Source organism: Amycolatopsis sp. NBC_00355 (genome assembly GCF_036104975.1).
In the GTDB taxonomy this organism is placed as follows: domain Bacteria; phylum Actinomycetota; class Actinomycetes; order Mycobacteriales; family Pseudonocardiaceae; genus Amycolatopsis.
Map to the genome: position 1 here is coordinate 1,100,333 of NZ_CP107982.1, position 25,133 is coordinate 1,125,465.

At 71.6% G+C, this 25,133-nt stretch carries 18 protein-coding genes; 14 read left to right on the forward strand and 4 right to left on the reverse strand.

Annotation, left to right across the window (positions count from 1 at the left end; all coding sequences use genetic code 11):
* Positions 1 to 3 precede the first annotated feature (3 nt).
* The 6 genes from OHS18_RS04775 (at position 4) to OHS18_RS04800 (ending at position 9,465) form a co-directional block, all read left to right on the forward strand.
* Positions 4 to 4,320, forward strand: coding sequence for a beta-ketoacyl synthase N-terminal-like domain-containing protein (locus OHS18_RS04775; RefSeq protein ID WP_328616079.1), 4,317 nt, complete (start codon positions 4 to 6; stop codon positions 4,318 to 4,320).
* The gene (locus OHS18_RS04780; RefSeq protein ID WP_328455685.1) at positions 4,317 to 4,622 is read left to right on the forward strand and encodes an acyl carrier protein; all 306 of its coding nucleotides are present in this window, start codon (positions 4,317 to 4,319) and stop codon (positions 4,620 to 4,622) included. The genes OHS18_RS04775 and OHS18_RS04780 overlap by 4 nt, the downstream gene beginning before the upstream one ends.
* Positions 4,619 to 5,425 (forward strand): alpha/beta fold hydrolase, encoded by an 807-nt coding sequence (locus tag OHS18_RS04785; RefSeq protein ID WP_328616080.1) that lies wholly within the window; start codon positions 4,619 to 4,621, stop codon positions 5,423 to 5,425. The genes OHS18_RS04780 and OHS18_RS04785 overlap by 4 nt, the downstream gene beginning before the upstream one ends.
* On the forward strand, positions 5,425 to 6,588 hold the full coding sequence (locus tag OHS18_RS04790; RefSeq protein ID WP_328616081.1) for a glycosyltransferase: 1,164 nt from the start codon (positions 5,425 to 5,427) through the stop codon (positions 6,586 to 6,588). The genes OHS18_RS04785 and OHS18_RS04790 overlap by 1 nt, the downstream gene beginning before the upstream one ends.
* Positions 6,589 to 6,635: 47 nt before the next feature.
* Positions 6,636 to 7,091 carry a GNAT family N-acetyltransferase gene (locus tag OHS18_RS04795; protein ID WP_328616082.1) on the forward strand — a complete coding sequence of 152 codons (456 nt, stop codon included), beginning with the start codon at positions 6,636 to 6,638 and terminating at the stop codon, positions 7,089 to 7,091.
* A 334-nt stretch (positions 7,092 to 7,425) separates the two neighbouring features.
* The gene (locus OHS18_RS04800) at positions 7,426 to 9,465 is read left to right on the forward strand and encodes an MDR family MFS transporter (RefSeq protein WP_328616083.1); all 2,040 of its coding nucleotides are present in this window, start codon (positions 7,426 to 7,428) and stop codon (positions 9,463 to 9,465) included.
* Positions 9,466 to 9,672: 207 nt separating this feature from the next.
* Here OHS18_RS04800 and OHS18_RS04805 read toward each other — a convergent pair whose 3' ends face one another.
* Positions 9,673 to 10,509 (reverse strand): PHP domain-containing protein, encoded by an 837-nt coding sequence (locus OHS18_RS04805; RefSeq protein ID WP_328616084.1) that lies wholly within the window; start codon positions 10,507 to 10,509, stop codon positions 9,673 to 9,675.
* Between the two features lie 39 nt (positions 10,510 to 10,548).
* Here OHS18_RS04805 and ligD point away from each other — a divergent pair, with 39 nt between their 5' ends.
* Entirely contained in the window at positions 10,549 to 11,490 is a 942-nt protein-coding gene (ligD, locus tag OHS18_RS04810; protein ID WP_328455675.1) for a non-homologous end-joining DNA ligase, read from the forward strand.
* A 12-nt stretch (positions 11,491 to 11,502) separates the two neighbouring features.
* On the opposite strand, the gene OHS18_RS04815 is transcribed toward ligD, so the two are convergent.
* On the reverse strand, positions 11,503 to 12,699 hold the full coding sequence (locus tag OHS18_RS04815) for a thiolase family protein (RefSeq protein ID WP_328616085.1): 1,197 nt from the start codon (positions 12,697 to 12,699) through the stop codon (positions 11,503 to 11,505).
* 134 nt (positions 12,700 to 12,833) lie between these two features.
* On the opposite strand from OHS18_RS04815, the gene OHS18_RS04820 reads away from it, so the two are divergent.
* The 3 genes from OHS18_RS04820 to OHS18_RS04830 all read left to right on the forward strand — a co-directional run bounded on the left by OHS18_RS04820 (position 12,834) and on the right by OHS18_RS04830 (position 18,065).
* Positions 12,834 to 13,268, forward strand: a complete 435-nt coding sequence (locus OHS18_RS04820) for a winged helix-turn-helix transcriptional regulator (RefSeq protein ID WP_328455670.1) — start codon at positions 12,834 to 12,836, stop codon at positions 13,266 to 13,268.
* 332 nt (positions 13,269 to 13,600) lie between these two features.
* Positions 13,601 to 17,206, forward strand: a complete 3,606-nt coding sequence (locus OHS18_RS04825; protein WP_328616086.1) for a discoidin domain-containing protein — start codon at positions 13,601 to 13,603, stop codon at positions 17,204 to 17,206.
* Between the two features lie 97 nt (positions 17,207 to 17,303).
* The gene (locus OHS18_RS04830) at positions 17,304 to 18,065 is read left to right on the forward strand and encodes an SDR family oxidoreductase (protein ID WP_442875343.1); all 762 of its coding nucleotides are present in this window, start codon (positions 17,304 to 17,306) and stop codon (positions 18,063 to 18,065) included.
* Here OHS18_RS04830 and OHS18_RS04835 read toward each other — a convergent pair.
* Positions 18,062 to 19,492 (reverse strand): carotenoid oxygenase family protein, encoded by a 1,431-nt coding sequence (locus tag OHS18_RS04835; RefSeq protein WP_328616087.1) that lies wholly within the window; start codon positions 19,490 to 19,492, stop codon positions 18,062 to 18,064. The genes OHS18_RS04830 and OHS18_RS04835 overlap by 4 nt on opposite strands.
* A 36-nt stretch (positions 19,493 to 19,528) precedes the next feature.
* Positions 19,529 to 20,140 carry a TetR/AcrR family transcriptional regulator gene (locus OHS18_RS04840; RefSeq protein ID WP_328616088.1) on the reverse strand — a complete coding sequence of 204 codons (612 nt, stop codon included), beginning with the start codon at positions 20,138 to 20,140 and terminating at the stop codon, positions 19,529 to 19,531.
* Between the two features lie 111 nt (positions 20,141 to 20,251).
* Here OHS18_RS04840 and OHS18_RS04845 point away from each other — a divergent pair, with 111 nt between their 5' ends.
* The 4 genes from OHS18_RS04845 to OHS18_RS04860 all read left to right on the forward strand — a co-directional run bounded on the left by OHS18_RS04845 (position 20,252) and on the right by OHS18_RS04860 (position 25,121).
* A complete protein-coding gene (locus OHS18_RS04845; RefSeq protein WP_328616089.1) occupies positions 20,252 to 21,457 on the forward strand; it encodes a lipase family protein in 1,206 nt (401 codons plus the stop codon).
* 112 nt (positions 21,458 to 21,569) lie between these two features.
* The gene (locus tag OHS18_RS04850; RefSeq protein WP_328616090.1) at positions 21,570 to 23,921 is read left to right on the forward strand and encodes a glycosyl hydrolase family 95 catalytic domain-containing protein; all 2,352 of its coding nucleotides are present in this window, start codon (positions 21,570 to 21,572) and stop codon (positions 23,919 to 23,921) included.
* A gap of 59 nt (positions 23,922 to 23,980) precedes the next feature.
* On the forward strand, positions 23,981 to 24,349 hold the full coding sequence (locus tag OHS18_RS04855; protein ID WP_328616091.1) for a DoxX family protein: 369 nt from the start codon (positions 23,981 to 23,983) through the stop codon (positions 24,347 to 24,349).
* Positions 24,350 to 24,368: 19 nt separating this feature from the next.
* Positions 24,369 to 25,121 carry an alpha/beta fold hydrolase gene (locus OHS18_RS04860; protein ID WP_328616092.1) on the forward strand — a complete coding sequence of 251 codons (753 nt, stop codon included), beginning with the start codon at positions 24,369 to 24,371 and terminating at the stop codon, positions 25,119 to 25,121.
* Positions 25,122 to 25,133 lie beyond the last annotated feature (12 nt).

Consider the following 25,133-nt stretch of genomic DNA (forward strand, 5'->3'; position numbering starts at 1 on the left):
CGGATGCCGGAGCCCGCGGCCAGCAGAGTGGCCATCGTCGGCATGTCGGTGCTGCTGCCCGGTGCGCCGGACCTCGACACCTACTGGCGCAACCTCGTCGGTGGCGTCGACGCCATCACCGAGGTCCCGGCGGGGAAGTGGGACGGCGCGCACTACGCCCCGTACGCCGAGCGCCGCGCCGACCGGATCTACTGCCGGCGCGGCGGGTTCGTCGACGAACTGGCCGAAGTGGACGTCACCGGGTTCGGGATCATGCCCAACTCGATCCCCGCCACCGAGCCCGACCAGCTGATCGCGCTGCGGGTCGCGGCGCAGGCCCTGGCCGACGCCGGCGGCCACGACCGGCTGCCCGCCGACCGCTCCCGGGTCGGCGTCATCCTCGGCCGCGGCGGGTACCTGACGCCCGGTCTGGTCCGGCTCGACCAGCGCGTCCGCACCGCGAGCCAGCTCGTGCGCACCCTCGGCGAGCTGCTGCCGGAGCTCGACGCCGACCGCCTCGACGCCGTCCGGCAGGCCTTCACCGACCAGCTCGGCCCGGAGGCGCCGGAGTCCGCGATCGGGCTCGTGCCCAACCTGGCCGCGTCCCGCGTCGCCAACCGGCTCGACCTGCGCGGTCCGGCGTACACCGTGGACGCCGCGTGCGCGTCGTCGCTGATCGCGGTCGACCACGCCGTGCGCGAGCTGGCCTCCGGCCGCTGTGACGTCGTGCTCGCCGGCGGCGTGCACCACTGCCACGACATCACGTTCTGGAGTGTGTTCACCCAGCTCGGCGCGCTGTCGCCGTCCGAGCGCATCCGGCCGTTCCACCGCGACGCCGACGGTGTGCTGATCGGTGAGGGCACCGGCGTCGTCGTGCTCAAGCGGCTCGTCGACGCCCAGCGAGACGGGGACCGCGTCTACGCCGTGGTCACCGGCACCGGCGTCGCCTCCGACGGGCGGACCGCCAGCCTGGCCAACCCGGACTCCGGCGGCCAGGTCCGCGCCGTCCGCCAGGCCTGGGCCGCGGCCGGGCTCGACCCGCGGGACCCGGATTCGCTGGGGCTGCTCGAAGCGCACGGCACGGCGACGCCGGCCGGTGACGCCGCCGAGCTCACCACGCTCGCCGAGGTGTTCGGCCAGGACGGCAGCGCGGTGCTCGGCTCGGTGAAGTCGATGATCGGCCACACGATGCCCGCGGCCGGCGTGGCCGGGCTGGTGAAGGCCGCCCTCGCCGTCCACCACGGGGTCCTGCTGCCGACGTTGCACTGCGACGACCCGAACCCCGCCCTCGCAAAGACCCGTTTCTCCACTTTGGACACCGCACGCCCGTGGGACGCGGCCGTGCGCCGCGCCGGGGTCAACGCGTTCGGGTTCGGCGGCATCAATGCCCACGTCGTGCTGGAGCAGGCCCCCGACCGGGCCGCCCCGGTCGTCGTGCGTGAGGCCGAACGCGTGCTGCGGCTCGCCGCGCCGACCGTCGAAGCGCTGCGTGAGGTCTTGTCCGGACCGGATCGCGCGGTGCTCACCGCGCCGGAGGGCGCCGGGCCCGTGCGGCTCGGCATCGTCGACCCGACCGAGAAACGCCTGGCCCTGGCCCGCAAGGCCGTCGGCCGGGGCCGGCCGTGGCGCGGCCGCAACGACGTCTGGTTCACCGACCGGCCGTTGCTCGGCCCGGGCGGGGGCAAAATCGCGTTCGTCTTCCCCGGGCTGGAGGCCGAACTGGCCCTGAACTGCGGAGACGTCGCCCGTCACTTCGACCTTCCGTGGCAGCATTCCGACGCCGCGGTCGGCGACGTCGGCCGCCAGGGCGCCGCCGTGTTCGAGCTGGGCCGGCTCCTGGAAGCGGCCCTGCGGCGGATGGGCGTGACGCCGGACGCCGTCGCCGGCCACAGCCTCGGCGAATGGACCGCGATGGCCGCGGCCGGGATGCACACGGCGGCCGAGATCGACGCCTTCCTCGCCGGGTTCGACCCGGACAGCCTGGTCGTGCCGGGCCTGGCCTTCGCGGCGATCGGCGCTCCGGCACCCCGGGTGCTCGCCGAGCTGGGCGGGCGTGACGACGTCGTGCTCTCCCACGACAACTCCCCGAACCAGGCGATGGTCTGCGGTCCCGCCGCGGCCGTGGACGCGCTCGTGAAGACGTTCCGGGAAGCCGGGACCGTCTCCCAGGTCCTGCCGTTCCGGTCCGGCTTCCACACCCCGATGCTGCGGCCCTACCTCGGCCCGATCCGCGAGGCCGCCGACGGCTTCACCCTGCACCCGCCGCGGGTGCCGATCTGGTCCGCGACGACGGTCTCGGAGTATCCGGCCGCCGAGGCCGACGTCCGTGCGCTGTTCGTGCGGCACTTGCTCGAACCGGTCCGGTTCCGGCCGCTCGCCGAGACGCTGCACGCGGCCGGGTTCCGGGCGTTCGTGCAGGTCGGCGCCGGTCAGCTCGGCTCGCTCATCGGCGACACCCTGCACGGCAAGGACCACCTCGTCGTCGCCGCGCACTCGCCGCACCGGCCCGGCCTCGCCCAGTTGCTGCGCGTCGCCACGGCGTTGTGGGCCGAGGGCGCGTCCCTCGACGGCACGGCCCTGCCGGGCCAGGCCCGGGCCGCGATTCGCAAGGCCGTCAAGCTCGACCTCGGCGGGCACGTCATCACCCTCGACGACCGGACCCGCGCGCAAGTCGGCGCCCGCCTGACCCAAGCGTCCACTGTGGACGTCCTGGCCGGGAAGGGACCCCTGGCGGACGAGTTCGCGGCCCTGTTGCGGGACACCGCGAACCTGGCGTCCACGGTGCTCGGCGGGCGGAAGAGCACGTCCCGGCGGCTGCCGGCGCCGGTCGAGCTGCGGACCACCTTGGACGTCTCGGTCGAGACGATGCCGTACCTGCTCGACCACTGCTTCTTCAAGCAGCCGCCGCGGGCCGACCCCGGCGACCGCTGGCCCGTCGTGCCCGCGACCACGGTGATCGACCACCTGATGGGCTTCGCCGAACAGGCCGCACCGGGCCGCCGGGCGGTCGCCGTGCACGACGTCCGGCTGAACCAGTGGATCACCGCGATCCCGGCGGTCACCGTGCCGGTGCACGTCATGCCGCGCGGCGACCGCGTGCTGGCCTCGCTGGGCAGCTACTCCCAGGCCGTCGTCGAGCTGGCCCGGGCCTACCCGGCGGACGCCGCCGTGCCGTGGCGCTTCCCGCCGTCGGCCGAGGAAGTCCCCGGGACCCGGGCTCGCGAGCTGTACGACGACCGCTGGATGTTCCACGGCCCGCGCTTCCAGGGGGTCACCGAGCTGACCGCGGTCGGCGAACGGCACGTCCGCGCCGTGCTCACCACCCCGGCCGCGCCCGGCGCGCTGCTCGACAACGTCGGCCAGGTGCTCGGCTACTGGATCATGTCCCGGCTGCCGGAACGCACCACCGTCTTCCCGGTCGCGATGCGCGAGATCCGGTTCCACGGCCCGCACCCGGCGCCGGGGGAGCGGCTGGAGTGCCTGGTCAAGATCACCTCCCTGACCGACGAATTCCTCGACGCCGACATGCAGCTCGTCCACAAGGGACAGGTCTGGGCCGAGTTCACCGGCTGGCGTGACCGCCGGTTCGACAGCAACCCGGAGATCCGCCAGGCCGACCGGACCCCCGAGCGCTCGACGCTGTCGAAGGAACAGCCCGGCGGCTGGGCGCTGGTGCACGAACAGTGGCCGGACCTGGCGACGCGCGAGCTGATCATGCGCAACTACCTCGCCGGCCCGGACCGCGGCGCCTACGACCGGCGCCCACCGCGCGGCCGCCGTCAATGGCTGCTCGGCCGGATCGCCGCGAAGGACGCCGTCCGCCAGTTCCTCTGGGCGCGCGGCGAACCCGAGATGTTCCCGGCCGAACTGAGCATCGGCAACGACGACACGGGCCGCCCCCACGCGACCGGCGCGTACGGCCGGGAGCTGCCGGAGGTGACGATCTCGGTGGCCCACCGCGCCGAGGCCGGCGTGGCGATCGCGAGGTACGGCCCGTGCGGGATCGACGTCGAAGAGATCGCGCCGCGCGCGGAGTCCACTGTGGACGCCGCGTTCGGGCCGGCCGAACGAGCGCTGTTCGCGGCCCAGGAGGGCGATCCGGACGTCTGGTTCGCCCGGTTCTGGACCGCGAAGGAAGCCGTCGCGAAACTGCGCGGCACCGGGCTGCGGGGTGAGCCCCGCGACTTCGAAGTCGTCGCGGCGACGCCGGAAGCGCTGACCGTCCGGGTGGCCGGGCACGACCACCACGTCCACTGCACCGAGACCGCGAACCTGCCGGGCGCACCGCCGCGCCGGTACGTCGTGGCCTGGACCGAGGAGACGAAGGAGACTGCGGAATGAGCATCGAGACGACAGCCACCGGCGAGGCGGCGGTGCTCGCTCAGCTCGGCGGAATGCTGCGTGAGCTGCTCGAAGAGTACGGCCTCGACGACGCGGAGATCACCATGGACACCACGTTCCACGACGACCTCGAGCTGGAGAGCGTCGACCTCGTGGCGCTGTCCGGGCAGCTGCGCGAGCACTACGGCGAGCGCGTCAACTTCGCGACGTTCATCGCCGAGCGCGACCTCGACGAGATCATCGCGCTGACCGTCGGCGAGCTGGTGCGCTACATCGTCGCCTCGCTGCGGGAGCGACCGTGAGCCGGATCCGGGCGGGCGAGCTCGACGTCCACGTCCAGCGCCTTACCCCCGACGTCCCGCTGGACGGTGACGCGCCGATCGTCGTGTGCGTCCACGGCCTGCTCACCGACAGCCTCGCCAGCTACTACTTCACCCTCGGGCCGGCGTTCGCCGAACGCGGCCTCGACGTGCTGATGTACGACCTGCGCGGGCACGGCCGCACGACCCGACCCGAGAGCGGCTACCGCCTCGAATCGTTCGTCGTCGACCTGGTCGACGTCCTCGACGCGCTCGGGATCACCCGGCCGGTGCACGTCATCGGCAACTCGTTCGGCGGTTCGGTGGCTTTCGGGCTGGCCGCCGCCCGGCCCGACCGCGTCGCCAGCGTCATCGCCATCGAGGCCGAGCCACCGACGGCGGCGTGGACGCGGCACATGGCCGACGGCCTCGCCGACGCGAAGACCCGCCTCGCCATCGCCGACGTGATCGGCTGGATCAAGGACAACCACGGCGCGCACACCGCGCGGCTGTCCAAGGCGGCCAACCGGATCCTCCAGACGACCACGATCGCCGACGACATCCCGCGCAGCGCGACCATCGACGCGGACCTCTCGGACGTCCGCTGCCCGGTGTTCGCCCTCTTCGGCGGCGACTCGGGGCTGGCCGCGCAGGTGCCGCACTTCGAGGAACACCTCGGCCACTGCCGGACCGTCGTGCTGCCCGACCAAGGCCACTCGGTGCTGGTCGAGCGGACCGCCGAGACCATCGAGCTGATCTTCGAGTGGGTCAGCGACGTCTCCCGGCTCCCGGCCCGGGTGCGGTAGTGGCCCGCTTCCTGTTCGTCGTCCCGCCGCTGGTCGGGCACGTCAACCCGGCCGCCGGGGTGGCCGCCGAGCTCACCGCGCGCGGCCACGAGGTCGCCTGGGCCGGGCACGACGAGCTGCTGTGGCACCTGGCCGGCCCGGACGCGCTCGTGTTCTCCTGCGCGCTGCCGCCGGACGCGCCGGGGCGGCCGCCCGAGCTGAAGGGACCCGCCGCGCTGCGGTTCCTCTGGCAGGACTTCCTCGTCCCTCTGGCCGACGCGATGGCGCCCGGTGTGGCCGCGGCGATCGACGCGTTCGGGCCGCACGTGGTCGTCGCCGACCAGCAGGCCCTCGCCGGCGGGCTGCTCGCCGACGCCCGCGGCCTGCCGTGGGTCACCTCCGCGACGACGTCGGCCGAGCTGGTCGACCCCCTCGCCGGGATGCCGAAGGTCGCGGACTGGGTGGCCGCGCTGCTCGACGGGCTGCGCTCGCGGATCGGCGGCGGCCCGGCGGACCCGAGGTTTTCACCGCACGGCGTGCTCGCCTTCACCACCCGCGAACTGCTCGGCGCGGTCGCGCTGCCGCCGAACGTCCGGCTGGTCGGGCCGTCCATCACCGGCCGTCTGTCCACAACGGACTTCCCGTGGGAGTGGCTCGAACCGCACCGGCCCACCGTGCTCGTCTCGCTCGGCACCGCGAACACCGACGCGGGCGCCGCTTTTTTGGCGTCCACTGTGGACGCCTTCGCCGGACGGGCCGCCCGGGCCGTCGTCGTGGACCCGGGCGGGGTGCTCGGGGCCGTTCCGCCGAACGTCCTGGTGCGGCCGCGGGTCCCGCAGCTGCCGCTGCTGGAGCACGTCGACGCCGTGCTGTGCCACGCGGGGCACAACACCGTCTGCGAGTCGCTCTGGCACGGCCTGCCGCTGGTGGTCGCGCCGATCCGCGACGACCAGCCGATCGTGGCCGCCCAGGTGGCCGCGGCCGGCGCGGGCGTCCGCCTGCGGTTCGGCCGGGCCGACGCGGACCGGATCGGGGCGGCGGTCGACGAGGTGCTGGCCGAGCCGTCGTACCGCCGGGCCGCGGAGACGCTGGCGGCGTCGTTCCGCGCCGCGGGCGGCAGCCCGGCCGCGGCGGGGCACCTGGAGCAGCTCGCGCTGGAGAGCCTGGCGCACCTGCGGCCGTGAAAGGTTGTTATTTACACGGAAAAAATGGCCGGGTTACGGTGTCCGGCATGACAGTCTCCGTGTGCACGCCCGAAGAAGTACCCCAGCTCGTCGCGTCGGTGGCGGGGCTGTTCGCCGAGGACGGCGGTGTCCGCGACCCGTTCATGGACACCGGCTGGCCGGCTCGCGAGGGCACGGCCTACTACATCGACCTCGTCAAGGATCCGGGTTGCCTCTGCCTGCTGGCCGCCGGCGGCGGTGGCCACCTGGTGGGGCGGCTGTGCCGGCCGAACCCGCTGCGGCCAGGCGCCGTGACAGCGGAGCTGGAGAGCCTGCGCGTCGACCCCGGCCACCGCCGCGCCGGGGTCGGCGGCGAGCTCGTGGCCGCCTTCTTCGCCTGGGCGGCGGAAAGCGGGGCGAACGAGACGAGGGTCAAGGCGTTCGCGGCGAACCGGGGCGCGCTGGAGTTCTACCGGGCCCAGGGCTTCGAGCCGTTCGACATCACGTTGCGGCGGACCGCCTGAGCCGTGCTCGGGCCAAGGGAATCCCGGACGGCCGGGCGGTCGTGGTCGACGACGTCGACGCGGAGCCGGCCCACGAGACCGTGGCGCCGACCGACGTCGGCTGACGGCTTGCGCGCTCATGCTTGTCGTGAGTGTTTAGGGCGGTTAGAACCGCCCTAAACACTCACGACAAGCCGCGGCAGACTCATGTAGCCGCTGTGCCGAACTCGCCGGAGCGCCGGAGCCGCCGCCCCGGGACCCTTCGACGTTTCACCGGAACGGGTGACTCTCCACAGTGGACTCCGCGTCGGCCGCTCCCGCGCACTAGCTTGGGAGGCCGAGCGAGGAGGGTGCCATGACGGCCACCGCGGAGGTCGCCCACGAGCCGGCGCCCGCACAGCTGAGCAAGGGGCGGGTCAACGCCGTCTTCGGCGCCGTGCTGCTCGGCATGCTGCTGGCCGCGCTCGACCAGACCATCGTCGGCACGGCGCTGCCCACCATCGTCGGTGACCTCGGGGGCGCCGCGCACCTGTCCTGGGTCGTCACGTCCTACCTGCTGGCCGAGACGATCATGACCGTGGTCGTCGGCAAGCTCGGCGACCTGTTCGGCCGCAAGCTGATGTTCCAGCTGTCGGTGATCGTCTTCGGCATCGGCTCGTTCTGCGCCGGGTTCGCCGACAGCATGGTCTGGCTGATCGTCTGGCGCGCGGTGCAAGGCCTCGGCGGCGGCAGGCTGATGGTCACCTCGACCGCGCTCATCGCCGACGTCGTCCCGCTGCGCGAACGCGGCAAGTACCAGGGTGTGCTCGGCTCGGTGTTCGGCGTGGTGACCGTCGCCGGCCCGATGCTGGGCGGGTTCTTCGTCGACCACCTGTCGTGGCGGTGGGCGTTCTACGTCAACATCCCGCTGGTCATCGTCGTGCTGATCGTCGCGTCCTCGGCGATGCCGAACGCGCGCGCCGCGGTCAAGCCGGTGATCGACTACCTCGGCATCCTGCTCATCGGCCTGGCCGCGACCGGGCTGACGCTCGTCACCAGCTGGGGCGGCACGCAGTACGCGTGGGGCTCGCCGACGATCATCGGGATGGCGATCGGCTCGGTGGTGCTGCTCGCGGCGTTCGTCTTCGTGGAACTACGGGCGAAGGAACCGATGCTGCCGATGCGGCTGTTCCGGAACCCCGTGTTCACCGTCGGCGGCATCATGAGCTTCGTCGTCGGGTTCGCGATGCTCGGCGCGCTGTCCTACCTGCCGACGTACATGCAGTACGTCCAGGGCACATCGGCGACGACGTCGGGGGTCCGGCTGCTGCCGATGGTGCTGGCGTTGCTGGTGGCGTCGATCGCCGCGGGCAACGCCGTGAGCAAGACCGGGCGCTACAAGATCTTCCCGCTGGTCGGCGCCGCGGGGATGACGATCGGGCTGTACCTGCTCTCCCGGCTCGACACGGACACGGGGTTCTGGGAGGCGTCGGCGTACATGGCCGTGCTCGGTTTCGGCATCGGGCTGGGCATGCAGGTGCTGACCATCGCCGTGCAGAACACCGTCGACTACGCCGACCTCGGCGTCGCCACCTCGGGCGTCACGTTCCTGCGGTCGATCGGCAGCTCGTTCGGCGCGGCGATCTTCGGGACGGTGTACGCGAACCAGCTGGCGCCGAACCTGGCCAAAGCCGCCGCGGAGCACCCGCTGCCACCCGGCGTCGATCCACGGGTGACGCAGATCCCGAGCGCCCTGCACGCGCTGCCGGACTCCGTGTCGGCGCCGGTGATCCAGGCCTACAGCGACTCGCTGCACGTCGTGTTCCTCGCCGCCGCGCCGGTCGGCCTGGTCGCGTTCGCGCTGGCGTTCTTCCTCAAGGAGGTCCCGCTGCGCGACACCGCGCGTGCCGCGGCGCCGGACCTCGGCGACGGCTTCGCGATGCCGGAGGCCCGCACGGACGACCGCGAGCTGGAACGCGCCGTCGCGACGCTCTTCTTCCGCGAGCGCCGCACGGTCGCCCCGGCGATCGTCGAGCGCGCCGGCAGCGACCTCGACGAGGGCGGCATCTGGTGCCTGCTGCAGGTCCACCTGCGCGAACGCCGTGGCGAACCGGCCACACTCCGGGCGATCGGCGAGCACTTCGGCGTCCCGGCACCGGTGCTGGAGCCGGCGTTCAACCGCCTGGAGCTGACCGGCCACCTGCGGTACGCGAGCGGCGGCTGGGAGCTGACGGAGGCGGGTCGCGAGGAGTTCGCCAAGGTGGTCCGCGCGTGGCACGACTGGCTGGCGTCCCGTCTCGGCGACTGGGGCACGGGCGACCGCGCCGAACTGGACGCCGCGATCGGCCGGGTGGCCACCCGCCTGCTGGACCAGAGCACGGAAGTCCGCGCCTACGGCCGCCACGCCCTGGCCTGACCCACCACGTTCGAGTGAGGCTTTGCGCCGCAAAGCGCCACTTTCCCTAGGAAAGATGCGTCCAGGCGGCCCCGAGACGCATCTTTCCTAGGGAAAGTGACGTCCGCGTCGTCACTGGGGCGGGCGCATTCGGGTGACGGCGGGAGTCTGCGGCACTTTCACGTGAAAGTGACCACCTGGGGATGGCACCTTCACGTGAAAGTGACGTCAGCGGCGCCAGAAGTCGTGCGGGGTGCGGCCGGGGCGGAAGCCGCACGATTCCACCAGGGCCGCGGCCGTCGCGAAGCCGTGGCCGACCAGGCCCGGCTCGTGGGCGTCGCTGCCGAAGGCGACCGCTTCGCCACCCGAGTCGAACCACCAGCGGACCACTTCGCCCGGTAGCGGCACCTTTGTGTTGACCTCCAGCGCCCGTCCGCTGGTGGCCAGGGCGCGCAGCACCGTCCGGAACTCCTCCTCGAAGTCCGCTGCCACGAACGGCGGGCCTTCGGCGGGCCACGAGCGCAGGGCGTAGTCGATGTGCGCGAGTACCGCGAAGTCGGCCGTCGACTCGACCAAGCCCAGCACTTCCGTCAGGTACGCGCGCAGGATGTCCGCCGGCGGGCCGGACACCACCGTCAGCTCCTGGTGGTGTCCGTCGTCGCCCGGCAGCGAGTGCACCGAGCCCAGCACGCGGTCGAAGTCGTGAGAAGCCAGGAGGGCGTCCGCGCGCGAGCGGTGCCAGTGCGGCTCGCTCAGCTCCACTCCGGACAGGATCCGCAGGTCCGGGAACCGCTCGCGGCACTCCTCGACGCACGCCAGGAAGCCCGGGACGTCCAGGTCGGGCGGCTCGAGGACGCCGTCCGGGCGCAGCCGCACCCGGAAGTGGTCCGGCAGCTGCGGGCGGATCGGCTCCGGGATCAGCCACGGCGTGAGGTCCGCGTGCTCGGTGAACGCGACCGACGGCAGCCCCAGCTCCAGTGCGCGTTCGCACGAGCCGAGCATCGACCCGGTGACCGTGTCCCAGGACCATTCGGTGTGGACGTGGCCGTCCGGCGGCAGACTCACCGGATCACCGTAACGCGGTTTTTGGGCTAGCGTCTCGGTATGGCGCAGAAGGCGGTTGAGCTGGAGGTCGGGCCGCACACCGTGCGGATCTCGAACCCGGACCGGGTGTACTTCCCGGCCCGCGGCGAGACCAAGCTCGACCTGGTCGACTACTACCTCTCGGTGGGCGACGGCATCGTCAACGCGCTGCGCGAGCGGCCGTGCATGCTGCACCGCTTCCCGTCCGGGGTGGCGGGGGAGAAGGTGCACCAGAAGCGCGTCCCGAACGGCGCGCCGCCGTGGCTGGAGACCGTCCGGGTGGACTTCCCGCGCTACAACCGGCACGCCGACGAGCTGTGCGTCACCGAGCTGGCGCACGTCGCCTGGGCGGTGCAGATGTCCACTGTGGAGTTCCACCCGTGGAACTCCCGCCGCGCGGACACCGAAAAGCCCGACGAGTGGCGCATCGACCTCGACCCGATGCCCGAGTGCGGTTACGACCGCGTCCGCCGGGTCGCGCACGTGGCGCACGAAGTCCTCGACGAGCTGGGTGCCGTCGGCTGGCCGAAGACGTCCGGTGGGCGGGGGCTGCACGTCTACGTCCGGATCGAGCCGCGCTGGGGCTTCTCCGACGTCCGCCGCGCGGCACTCGCCTTCGCGCGCGAAGTGGAACGGCGCGCGCCCGACGAGGTGACGACGACCTGGTGGCGCAAGGACCGCGACCCGCGCACGCTGTTCGTCGACTACAACCAGAACGCGCGCGACCACACGATCGCCAGCGCCTACTCGGTGCGCGGCAACCCGGAGGGCACCGTCTCGACGCCGATCCGCTGGGACGAGATCGACGACGCCGAGCCCGGTGACTTCACCATCGCGACCGTCCCGGCCCGCTTCGCCGAGCTGGGCGATCTCCACGCGGGCATCGACGACGCCGTGTTCTCCCTCGACACCCTGCTGGAGTGGGCCGACCGCGACGGCGTCGAAGAGCCGCCCGAAGACTGACGGCGGACCCGATCAGTCGAGGCGTTCGATGATCGTCGCGTTGGCGAGGCCGCCCGCCTCGCACATCGTCTGCAGGCCGTAGCGGCCGCCGGTTTCCTCCAGCACCGACAGCAGCGTCGTCATCAGCCGCGCGCCGCTGCCGCCGAGGGGGTGGCCGAGCGCGATCGCGCCGCCGTGGACGTTGACCTTCGCCAGGTCCGCGCCGATCTCGGCCTGCCAGGCCAGCACGACGCTGGCGAACGCCTCGTTGACCTCGAAGGCGTCGATGTCGGACACGCTGAGCCCGGCCCGGTCCAGGACCTTGCGGGTCGCCGGGATGACGCCGGTGAGCATGTACAGCGGGTCGTCGCCGACCACGGCGAAGTTGTGGATCCGGGCTCGCGGACGCAAACCGAGCGCCGCGGCGGTCTCGCTGCTGGTGATCATGAGCGCGGCGGCACCGTCGTTGATCGGCGAGGAGTTGCCCGCCGTGACGCGCCAGTCCAGGTCCGGGAAGCGCCGCTCCCAGACGTCGGCGCGGAACGCCGGCTTCAGCCCGGCGAGGATCTCCGGGGTGGTGCCCGGCCGGACGGTTTCGTCGGTCGTGACGTCGACGAGCACGCCGTCGGGTCCGGGAGCTTTGAGCGGTGCCACCTCGCGGGCGAACTTGCCGTCGGCCCACGCCTTCGCGGACCGCTGGTGGCTTTCGGCGGAAAACTCGTCCAGCTGCGCGCGGCTGAGGCCCCACTTGGCCGCGATCAGTTCGGCGCTGATGCCCTGCGGCACGAGACCGTCCGGGTAACGCGCGGCGACCTGCGGGCCGAACGGGTCGCGCCCGGCGACCTGGCTGCCCATCGGTACCCGGCTCATCGACTCGACGCCGGACGCGATCACCGCGTCGTACGCGCCGGCGATGACTCCCTGTGCGGCGAAGTGGACGGCCTGCTGGCTGCTGCCGCACTGCCGGTCCACGGTCACGGCGGGCACCGACTCCGGCAGGCCGGCGGCGAGCGCGGCCCAGCGGGCGGTGTTCATGCTCTGTTCGCCGATCTGGCCGACGGCACCGCTGATGACGTCGTCGATCCGGGCCGGGTCGACGCCGGTGCGCTCGACGAGCGAGCGGAGCGCGTGGGCGTGCAGGTCGACCGGGTGCACCCCGGCCAGTGTCCCGTTCGGCTTGCCCTTGCCGATGGGGGTCCGTACCGCGTCGACGATCACCGCGTCCGTCATGGCGTCTGCCTCCTCGCAGATCGGGGGATACGTTCGGTATACGCCGGGCAGGTTGGATTCCACAACTTACCTGTTCGACACATCACACGACCTTGACGTGCTAGGTTGGATTTTCAACCCGTGGAGGTGACGTCGTGCGGCGTGGTCGTGAATGCTCGGTGGCGGAGGCTCTCGAGGTCGTCGGCGAGCGGTGGAGCCTGCTGGCCCTGCGCGAGATCATGCTGGGGGAGCGGCGGTTCAACCAGATCGCCGAGAACACCGGCGCGAGCCGCGACATCCTCGCCGCGCGGCTGCGCAAGCTCGTCGACGCGGGCGTGCTCGAGAAGGTCCAGTACGAGGCCCACCCGCCGCGCCACGAGTACTACCCGACCGAAGCCGGCCGCGCGCTGCAGCCGATCCTGCTGGGCCTGATGGCCTGGGGCGACAAGTACGTCCACCAGGGCGAACCGCCCACGCTCTGGCGCCACGCCTGTGGTGCCGAACTGCGCGCGGTGACCGTGTGCGAGCACTGCGGCGAGCCGGTCAACGCGCCGGGCACCCACGCGATCCGGCTGGGCGCCGTGCGCTGACGTCCGACCTCCGTTCTCCCGGAAGGCCCCCTCGCACTCGCGAGGGGGCCTTCCGGCCGTTTGGGCGTTGACTTGAGACCCCCGTCACTGTAACTCTTGAACGAATCAGTGCAAGAACCTGACAAGTGCCCGAGAAATCGAGGCAGTAGTCAGGAAGATCCCGCCCAGCTCCTCAACGCCGAGGTGTCCATGACGGCTGCTTCGCCCTGCCCGCGCGCGCCTCCGACCCGGCCGGTCGCGCCCGCCCGTTCCCCGGTCTCCGCCGTGCCCGCGCCCCGCGGGCCGGTCCTCGCTCCCCGCGTCTCCCTCTTCCCCGGATCAGAGGAACCTCAATGAGAACGAAGCGACTCCTGTCGCGCGCGGCGACCTACGCCGCCCTGTCCCTGCTCCTGGCGGCACCCGCCGTCGCGGCGAGCGGCGCCCCGGCCGCGACCGCCGTCCCCGCGGTGGACCAAGCGGTCCAGGCCGCCGCCGAAGCCGCCTCCGCGACCTACACCGCCAGCAGCCAGCTCGGCGAATACCCCGCGTCGAACGTCGGCGACGGCAACCAGGCCACCTACTGGGAAAGCGCGAACAACCAGTTCCCGCAGTGGATCCAGGCCGACCTCGGCGCCACCACGAACGTCGCGCAGGTCGTGCTCAAGCTGCCCGCCGGTTGGGAGGCGCGCACCGAAACCCTCGCCGTGCAGGGCAGCACGAACGGCACGAGCTTCAGCGACGTCGTGGCGTCGGCCGGCTACCGGTTCGACCCGGCCTCGGCCAACACCGTGACGATCAACCTCACCGCCAGTGCCCGTTACGTCCGGCTGAACCTCACCGCCAACACCGGCTGGCCGGCCGCGCAGCTGTCCGAGTTCGAGGTGCACGGCAGCACCTCCGGCGGTGACACGCAGCCGCCGTCCGCGCCCGGCAACCTGGCCTACACCGCTCCCGCGAGCGGCCAGCTCCGGCTCACCTGGTCGGCCTCGACCGACAACATCGGTGTCACCGGCTACGACGTCTACGCGAACAACGCGCTGCGCGGCAGCGTCGCCGGGAACGTCCTGACCTACACGGACAACCAGCCCGACGGCACGACCGTGGCCTACTACGTCCGCGCGCACGACGCCGCGGGCAACCAGTCGGCGAACAGCAACACGGTGACGCGCAACGGCACCCAGGTCGGCACCAACCTCGCGGTGGGCAAGCCGATCACGGCGTCGTCGACGGAGTTCACGTTCGTCGCCACCAACGCCAACGACAACTCGACCAGCACCTACTGGGAGGGCGGCGGCGGGACCTACCCGAACCTGCTGACCGTCGGGCTCGGCTCCAACGCCGACCTCAGCCAGGTCGTCGTCAAGCTCAACCCGGACGCCTCGTGGGGCCCGCGCACCCAGACCATCGCCGTCGAAGGCCGTGAGCAGGCGTCCTCGACGTTCACCACGCTGGCCGCCGCGCAGACGTACAACTTCAACCCCAGCACCGGGAACAGCGTCACCATCCCGCTGAGCGGCCGCGTCGCCGACGTCCGGCTGCGCGTCACCGCCAACTCCGGCGCCGGCGGCGGGCAGGCCGCGGAGTTCCAGGTGATCGGCGTCCCCGCGCCCAACCCGGACCTCACCGTGTCGGGCGTCTCCTGGTCGCCGCAGAACCCGGTGGAGTCCGACGCGATCACCGCGTCGGCGACCGTCCGCAACGCCGGCACGGTGGCCGCGGGCGCGACGAACGTCAACCTCTACCTCGGCACCACGAAGGTCGGCACCGCCGCGGTCGGCGCGCTCGCGGCCGGGGCGTCGACGACGGTGTCGGCGAACATCGGCGCCCAGAACGCGGGCAGCTACCAGCTGACCGCGAAGGTCGACGAGGCCAACGCCGTGATCGAGCAGAACGAGAACAACAACTCGTTCACCGGCTCGACGGCGCTCGTCGTCAGCCCGGTGCAGAGCTCCGACCTCGTCGCGGCGACCGGCTGGTCGCCGAACACCCCGTCGGCGGGCAACACGGTGACCTTCAGCGTGACGCTGCGCAACCAGGGCACGATCGCGTCGGCGTCCGGCGCGCACGGCGTGACCGTGACGCTCACCGACACGAATGGCACCGTCGTGAAGACGCTGACCGGCTCGTACACCGGCGCGATCGCGGCCGGGGCCACGGCGTCGCCGGTGAACGTCGGCACGTGGACGGCGGCCAACGGCAAGTACACCGTGAAGACGGTCGTCGCGAACGACGCCAACGAGCTGCCGGTGAAGCAGGCCAACAACACCAGCTCGCAGTCGCTGTTCGTCGGCCAGGGCGCCAACATGCCCTACGACATGTACGAAGCCGAGGACGGCGTCCTCGCGGGCGGCGCGGCCGTGGTCGGCCCGAACCGCACCATCGGCGACCTCGCCGGCGAGGCGTCCGGGCGCAAGGCCGTCACGCTGAACTCGACCGGCTCGTCGGTGGAGTTCACCACGCGGTCGGCGACGAACACGCTGGTCACGCGCTTCTCCATCCCGGACTCCGCGGGTGGCGGCGGGATCAACTCGACGATCGACGTCTACGTCAACGGCACCTTCCTCAAGGCGATCGACCTGACCTCGCACTACGCGTGGCTCTACGGCGCCGAAACCGGCCCGGGCAACTCGCCGGGCACCGGGCCGCGCCACATCTACGACGAGGCCAGCGCGCTGCTCGGCACCACCGTGCCGGCGGGCAGCAGGATCAAACTGCAGAAGGACGCGGCGAACAGCACGAACTACGCGATCGACTTCGTGAACTTCGAGCAGGCCACCGCGCAGGCGAACCCGGACCCGGCGCACTTCGCCGTCCCCGCCGGGTTCACGCAGCAGGACGTCCAGGCCGCCCTGGACAAGGTCCGGCAGGACAGCACCCTCACCGGGGTCTACCTGCCGGCCGGGAACTACTCGCTCTCGAGCAAGGTGAACGTCTACGGCAAGGCGATCACGCTGATCGGCGCCGGGCCGTGGTTCACGAAGTTCTCCGCGCCCGCCGGGCAGGAGAACACCGACATCGGCTTCGACGTCCAGTCGACCGCCAACGGGTCGACGGTCAGCGGGTTCGCGGTGTTCGGGAACTACACCTCCCGCATCGACGGTCCCGGCAAGGTGTTCAACCTGGCCAACGTCGCCAACCTGACGATCGACAACATCTGGGTGGAGCACCAGGTGGTCATGGTCTGGGGCACCAACGTGGACAACACCACGATCAAGAACTCCCGGATCCGCGACACGTTCGCCGACGGGATCAACCTCACGAACGGGAGCACCGGGAACCACGTCGTCAACGACGAAGCCCGGTCCACCGGTGACGACAGCTTCGCGCTGTTCGCCGCCACGGACATCAACCAGGGCAACCAGTACGACAACGTGTTCGAGAACCTGACCGCGCTCACCCCGTGGCGCGCGGCCGGGCTGGCGGTCTACGGCGGGTACAACAACACCTTCCGCAACCTCTACATCGCGGACACGCTGACGTACTCGGCGATCACGATCAGCTCGCTCGACTTCGGCTACCCGTTCCTCGGGTTCGGGCCGCAGCCGACGACGGTCCAGAACGCCTCGCTCGTGCGGGCGGGTGGCCACTTCTGGGGCCAGCAGACCTTCCCGGCGATCTGGATGTTCTCCGCTTCCAAGGAGTTCCGCGGGATCCGGGTGTCCGATGTGGACATCCAGAGCCCGACCTACAGCGGGATCATGTTCCAGACGAACTACGTCGGCGGGCAGCCGCAGAACTCCGTGCAGGACACCGTGTTCACCAACGTGAACATCAGCGGGGCCCAGCGCAGCGGGGACGCCTTCGACGCGAAGTCCGGGATCGGCATCTGGGCCAACGAGCTGCCCGAACCGGGTCAGGGCCCGGCCGTCGGCTCGGCGACGTTCACCGGGCTCACGCTGAGCAACAACGCCCAGGACATCCGGAACACGACAAGCACGTTCACCATCGTCCGCAACTGACCCGCACCTGATCAAAAGAGTGCCGTCAAGGCCACCTTACGGGCGACAGACGCCCGTAAGGTGGCCTTGACGGCGTTGATGGGTGGAGGTGGGCCTCGTGCGGATCCTGGTCACCGGCGGCACCGGGCAGCTCGGCAGGGTGGTCGCCGAGCGGCTGCGCGCGGCGGGCGAAGAGGTCCGCGTCCTCAGCAGACGGCCCGGGCCGGACGTCGTGCCCGGCGACCTGCGCACCGGGCGCGGCGTCGACAGCGCGCTGGCCGGCGTCGACACCGTCGTCCACTGCGCCACCGACTTCCGGCACGAGACGGCGCTCGCGCGGACGCTGGTCGAGGCCGCGCGCTGGACCGGCGGGCCGCACCTGGTCTACGTCTCGATCGTCGGCGTCGACCGCGTCCCGCTCGGCTACTACCGGAGCAAGCTCGCGGCCGAGGCGCTGATCGCCGCGTCCGGTCTGCCGTACACGATCCAGCGGGCCACGCAGTTCCACGCGCTGGTCCGGACCCTGTTCGCGGGCGCGTCCCGGCTGCCGGTGCTGCCCGTACCCCGGGTGCGCTTCCAGCCCGTGGACGTCCGCGACGTCGCACCGCGCCTCGCGGACCTGGCCACCGGCGATCCGGCGGGCCGCGTCGACGACTTCGGCGGCCCGGAGATCCTCGCGGCGGCCGAGCTGGCCCAGGCGGTCGCGGAGGCGAGCGGGCGGCGCCGCAGGATCGTCTCGGTGAAGCTCCCGGGGGAGACGTTCCGGGCGTACGCCGGCGGCGGCCACCTCACGCCGGACCACCTCGACGGCCGGATCACGTTCGCGCGGTACCTGTCCGAGCAGGCCGACGCCGGAGTGCTGGGGTACCGCAAGCGCTAGCTCGGCACCCAGTTGCCGTGGAAGCCGATCGGCACCCGGTCCGGCAGGTGGATCGCGGCGACCGTCTCCAGCGTGCCGGCGTCGAGCAGCGTCAGTTCGCTGCGTTCGGTGGCCGCGTCGTGGACAAAACCGGCCAGGACACCGTCGTCCTCGGCGGCGTCCGCGGCGCGCGGCACGAACACGAACTCCGCGGGCGAGCGCCCGGCCCCGAACGACCGCACCTGCGACGAGCCGTTCGAGAAATCGTGTTTGTACAAGGCCTCCGACGGGGTCGCGCCGCTGCTCACGGCGGGCGCGTAGCCGTAACGGTGCCGGAGCCCGACCAGCCGCTCGTCGACGCGGGGGAACTCCTGGCCGCGGTCGTCGAGCCGTTCCTCGATGACCTTCCCGGAGGAGAAGTCGACGGTCCACCGGTCCAGCGTCGGCACGCCCTCGTCGGGGCCGTGCAGTTCGCGGTCGAAGATCCGGGGGTGCCGGACGACGTCGAGCACGACGCTGTCGCCGTCGTCGTAAGCGTTGAGCGGGTGGAAGACGTAGCAGGGCTCGACGTCGAACCAGCGGACGTCGCCGTTGCCGCCTTCGCGCGGCATCACGCCGACTCGCGCCGGGTACTTCGGGTTCCAGTGGTAGGGCAGGCCGCCGTTGGCCGCGATCTTCGTGGCCAGCCGCGCGGTGATCGGGTCGGGGATCCGCACCCGGCCGATGACCGCCGAGAGCACGAGGCGGGCGGTGGTGCGCAGCACCCGGGACGGGATCGCCGCGGTCGCCATGCCGGCGTCGAAGGTCACCGGCAGGTCGTAGAAGACGACGTGCCGTTCGGTGAGGGAGAAGTCGTGCATCATCGGCGCGCCGGTGACCTCGACGTCGACCTCGCGCCGGACCCGGCCGGCCGCGTCGATCACGGAGTAGGTGACCTTGTTGCCCTTGGCCATCGAGTAGGAGACGGCGTGCAGTTCGCCGGTCCGCGGGTCGCGCTTGGGGTGGGCGGTGTAGCCGCCGGAGAGGGTGCCGTCGAAGTCGCAGCGGCCCTCGGTGTCGAGCTCGTCGGACAGTTCCCAGATCGTGGCCCCGGCCTCCATCAGCGCGAGCGTCTTGCCGGCGTGGCCGATGACGTTCGTGTTGGCGCTGAGGCCGTGCGGGGTGCGGCGCGGCCGGTCGCCGTCGAGGATCGCGTCGATCGACGGGTTGCGCACCCAGCGGTTGCGGTACCACTCGGCCTTGCCGTCGCGCATCCGGACGCCGTGGACCATGCCGTCACCCATGAACCAGTGATACGCCGCAGGGTCCACTTCGGACAGCGGGTTCGGGCCGTTGCGCAGGTAGCGGCCGTCGAGGAAGTCCGGGATCGTCCCGGTGACCTCGAGTTCGGTGAGGGTGTGCTCCTGGCTGATCGGGGCGAAGTTGCCTTCGAGGAAGGGATTGGTCATCACCGGTAGTAGACCTTTCGTCGCACCTGGAAACCCCTAGACGTCGGCCGGCCGGGGCGTCACGAGCAGTTTGAGCACGTCGCTGAACAGCGACGACGGGACCGCGTCGGGCTCGACACCACGTTCCACCGCGAGGCCGTTGGACAGGGCCAGCACCACCACCGCGAGGTGCTCGGGTGCCAGGGGCAGCTCGACGCCGTGCTGGGCGGCGGCCTTGCGGATGGCCGCGGTGATCGCGTCGCGCAGCCGGGCGCGGCGCTCCGCGAGTCCCTTGTGGACGGCCGGGTTCCGCATCGCCAGACCCCAGTACTCCAGCAGCAGCCGGTGCCAGGTGGCGTCCGAGTCGATCCCGGCGAGCAGCCGCGCCCCGGCTTCCGTGGTGGCCTCGTCGAGGTCGGCCAGGTCGGTGAACGCGGTCGTCGCGCCCTCCATCCGCTCGACGATGTGCTCTTCCATGATCGTCAGCACCAGGTCGTCGCGACCGGTGAAGCTGGAGTAGACGGCGCCCTTGGTCAGGCCGGCCTCGGCCGCGACGTCGTTGAGCGACGTCGCGGCGATGCCCTGGCGGGCGAACACCGCGGTGGCGGCGTCGATGATCCGCCGCCGGGTCTCGGCGCGGCTCGGGCGGCGGCGTGGGGGGCCGGTCATGGAGCGCAACGCTACCGCCTCCCTCACCTGGGCGTCCTTCGTTGACTGTGACGCAGGTCATCTGGTAAATCGGACACACGATACCGGTCGGTATCGAAATCGGGAGGTCCCGTGCCCACTGTCAGCGCCGACATCCGCCGAATCCTCACCGTCGCGGTCCTCGCCGCGGCCGCCCTGGTCGCCCCCGCCGCCGCGTCCGCCGCCGGGCTGCCGCCGAACCCCGCCGCCGATCCCTTCTACGCCCAGCCGTCGCCGTTCCCCGACGTCGCGCCGGGCACGATCCTCGACTCGCGCCCGATCACGATCCGGGCGCTCACCCTGCCGGTGCCGATCCGGGCCTGGCAGGTCAAGTACCGCTCGTCGGACACGCGCGGCGCGGCCATCGCCGACGTCGCGACGGTGATGCAGCCGGTGTCGTCCACCTCGAAGACGCTGGTCTCGTACCAGACCGCGCAGGACGGGCTCAGCCTCGACTGCGCGCCGTCGTACGTGCTGGCCACCGGCACGGCGTTGCCCGCCGAGGAACTGGCGCTGATGGTGCCGCTGCTCGCCGCGGGCCACACCGTCGTGACCGCCGACTACGAGGGCCCACGGTCCGAGTGGACGGCCGGGCTCAACACCGCACACGGCGTCATCGACGGCATCCGCGCGGCCCAGTCGTTCGCGCCCGCCGGGCTTTCCGGGCCCGCGACCCCGACGGCGCTGATGGGCTATTCGGGCGGGGCGCTGGCCAGCCAGTGGGCCAACGAGGTCCAGCCGGCGTACGCGCCGGAGTTGAAGTTCGCCGGCGTCGCGGCCGGTGGGGTGCCCGCGGACATCGAGTACGTCGCCCGCCGCATCGACGGTGGTGTGTTCGCCGGGATCTACATCGGCGCGGCGGTCGGGCTGAGCCGCGCGTACCCGGAGATCGACACGGCCACGCTGCTCAACGCGCGCGGCAAGCAGGCGTTCGAGGACGTCGGCAAGCAGTGCATCGCCCAGTTCAGCGTCACGCAGGCGTTCCATCGGATGAGTGACTACACGACCGTGCCGCAGCTGCTCGACGTGCCGGCTGTGCGGAACGTGATCGCGCAGAACATCATGGGCACCCGGAAACCCGGCTCGCCGACGTACTTCTACCAGGGGATCTTCGACGAGCTGGCGCTCACGCCGCCGGTGGACGCGCTGGTCCGGAAGTACTGCGCGGAAGGCGTCACGATCCAGTACCGCCGCATCCCGATCGGCGACCACGTCACCGTCGCGGTGCAGGGTGCGCCCGGGGCGCTCGCCTACGTCCACGACCGGCTGGCCGGGAAGCCCGCGCCGTCGAGCTGCTGAGATCTTCATAATATCGGATTAATTACGAAGAATCTTGACCTCGGATCCGGATAGGTCATATGTTTGGCGGGCTGCAAGCCGGTCCCCGCCTTCAACGCCGAACGGATCCGACATGTCGAACCCCTCCCTTCCGCCGTCGCGCCGCACCTTCCTCAAGCTCGGTGGCGCGGTCGGCGCCGGGATCGCCCTGAGTGGCGTTCGTCCTTTTACCGCAAGCGCAGACGTCGTGCGCCCGGCTGTCGCGGATCTCGTGCCCGACAGCCGGGCGACGACCCTGTGGTACCCGTCGCCCGCGGCCGAGGACAAGATCATCGAACAGGGCCTGCCGATCGGTAATGGTCGGATCGGTGCTCTTGTCGGCGGCGACCCGGCCGCCGACTTCCTGTACGTGTCCGACGCGTCCCTCTGGACCGGCGGCGCCAACGACGTCCTCGAAGACGACGGCCAGTTCCCGTACGAACGCGAAAAGTTCGGCACCCTCGGGCTGCTGGCGAAGGCGCGGATCTCCGTGCCGGCGCACGTCGGCGTCACGGACTACCGGCGGACGCTCGATCTGAGCAACGGCCTGGTGACCGTCGCCTACACGTGCCAGGGCACCCGGTACCGGCGGGAGGTCTACGCGAGCCACCCCGACGACGTCGTGGTCGTCCGGCTGACCGGCGAAGGCCGCGGGACGCTGACCGGCACGGTCGCCTTGGAGCCGACGAGGGACGAGGTGCTGAGCGGCCCCGCGTTCGCGGCGACCTTCGCCAACGGGCTGAAGTACGCGTGCGCCGTTGCCGCGTCGAGCCGGGGTGGAACCGTTGCCCAGCAGGGGAACAACGTGGTGTTCACCGGCTGCCGCGAGGTCGTCGTCGTGCTTTCGGGTGGCACGAACTACGTGCCTGACGCGGCGCGGAAGTTCCTCGACGCCGCTCTGGATCCGTTGGCCCTGTCGAAGCAGAAGGCGGCTCGCGCGCTGCGCGCCGGGGGCGGCGCGTTGCTCGCGACGCACGTCGCCGACTACCGGCGACTCTACGACCGGATGACCGTCGACCTGGGCTCCTCCCCGGCGTCGAAGCGCTCGCTGGACACGTGGGCGCGGCTGGTGGCGCGGCACGACGACCCGGCCACGCCGGACCCGGAGCTGGAAGCGTCCTACCTCCAGTACGGCCGCTACCTGACGATCACCGGCTCGCGCGACGGCCTGCCGATGGGGCTGCAAGGCTTGTGGCAGAACAACAACACGCCCGACTGGATGAGCGACTACCACACCGACATCAACGTCCAGATGAACTACTGGCTGCCCGACCGCGCGGCGCTGCCGGGCAGTTTCACGGCGCTGGCCGACTACTGCCTCTCGCAGCTTCCCGTGTGGACGGACACCACGAAGAAGTCCTTCAACGACCCGAGAAACCGCTTCCGCAACACCAGCGGCAAGATCGGCGGCTGGGCCATCGCGTTCTCCACCAACATCTACGGCGGCTCCGGCTGGTGGTGGCACCCCGCCGGCAACGCGTGGCTGTGCAACTCGCTGTGGGACCACTACGCGTTCACCCAGGACAAGGCCTACCTCGCGCGGATCTACCCGCTGCTCAAGGGGGCCGCCGAGTTCTGGGAGTCGCGGCTGGTCACGACGACCGTCGACGGCCGCGAGGTGCTGGTCGACGACCACGACTGGTCACCGGAACACGGCCCGCAGGACACACTCGGGAACACGTACTCCCAGGAGATCGTCTGGGACCTGTTCGAGCACTACCGTGCGGCGGCCACGACGCTGGGACGCGATCGCGCGTACGGCGACCGGATCGCCGGGCTGCAGCGGCAGCTGTACCTGCCGAAGGTGAGCCCGGCGACCGGCTGGCTCGAGGAGTGGATGTCACCGGACAACCTGGGCGAGACCACGCACCGGCACCTGTCGCCGCTGATCGGGTTCTTCCCCGGTGACCGCATCGCGACGGACACGTCGCCCGCCGAGCTGCTCGGCGGGGTTCGTGCCCTGCTGACCGCGCGGGGGATGGACAGCTTCGGCTGGGCGACCGCGTGGCGGTCGGCGTGCTGGGCCCGGCTCAAGGACGCCGGCAAGGCGTACCAGCTGCTGCTCACGGTCATGCGGCCGTCGGTGGCCAACGGCAACGGCACGGCGCCGAACTTCTTCGACATGTACAGCCAGGGCAGCTACACGATTTTCCAGATCGACGCCAACCTCGGCGGGCCCACCGCGATGCTGGAGATGCTGCTGTACTCGCGCCCAGGCGTGTTGGAGCTGCTGCCCGCGCTGCCGTCGGCGTGGGCTCGCTCGGGGAAGGTGACCGGGATCGGCGCGCGCGGCGGGTTCGAGGTCGACGTCGCGTGGCGCGACGGCAAGGTGACCCGGGCGGTGATCCGCAGCGTCGGCGGGACGCGGACCGAGGTGCGTGCCGGCGCGTGGAAGCGCGTCGTCACCCTGCGGCCCGGCGGGTCGGTCACGATCGCGCCAAGTTGAGGGCTGCCCTCCGGAAAGTGATGTAGTGTTCAATCACATTTCCGGAGTCTGGAGTCACCGTGAACCTCGCCCTGTGGATCGTCGCCGGTGTGCTGGCCGCCCTGTACCTCGGCGCGGGGGGCATGAAGCTCGTGACCCCGCGGGAGAAGCTCCTCGACAACCCCAACATGGGGTGGACGGCGGACTTCTCCGCGGCGGCGATCAAAGGGATCGGCGCGATCGAGATCGTCGGCGCGATCGGCCTGATCCTGCCGTGGGCACTGGACACCGCGCCGGTGCTGACCCCGCTCGCGGCCACCGGACTGGCGATCGTCCAGATCGGTGCGATCATCGTGCACGGGCGCCGCAAGGAGACCAAGGCGCTGCCGATGAACGTCGTGCTGCTGGTGCTGGCGGCGTTCGTCGCCGTGGGCCGGTTCGCCGGCTGACCGTTCTTCCGGAGGATCGATGACGCTTCCCGCCTTCACCGACCACGGCGGCTCCGGCCCGGCGGTCGTGCTGCTGCACAGCTTCCTGATGGACGGCCGCATGTTCGCCGCGCAACTGCCGGCCCTGGACGGCTTCCGCTGCATCACGGTCGACGAGCGGGCGCACGGCGGCACGACCGCTTCGGAGGCGTTCGACTACTGGGACGTGGCGCGTGACGTCCTGGCGGTACTGGATCACCTGGACGTCACGTCCGCGGCGGTCGTCGGGACGAGCCAGGGCGGGTTCGTCGCGTTGCGGATGGCGCTGCTGGCTCCTTCCCGGGTTCGCGCGTTGGCGGTGCTCGGCACCTCGGCCGCGGCGGAAGACCCGGCGGTGGCGACGGGCTACCGAGCGGTCCTCGACGCCTGGGTGTCGGGCGGCGCCCCGCCGGAGGTCCTCGACGGCGTCGCGACGATCTGCTTCGGCCCGGCGGAGGTGGGGGAGTGGAAGCGGCGCTGGGCCTCGGTTCCGGCGGACCAGCTGACCTACGCGATGACGGCCCTCGTCGATCGCGACGCCGTGCTGGACCGGGTGGGGGAGATCGCGTGCCCGGCCCTGGTCCTGCACGGCACATCGGACCTGGCGTACCCGATCGATCGGGCGTCCGAACTGGCGTCGGCGCTGCCTCAGGGGTCTTTGGTCGTGGTCGAGGACGGGGCGCACTTCTTGAGCTACACCCACCCGGACGAGGTGAACCCGCACCTGCGGCGGTTCCTCGACGCCAACGCCTAATACCCTGGAGGT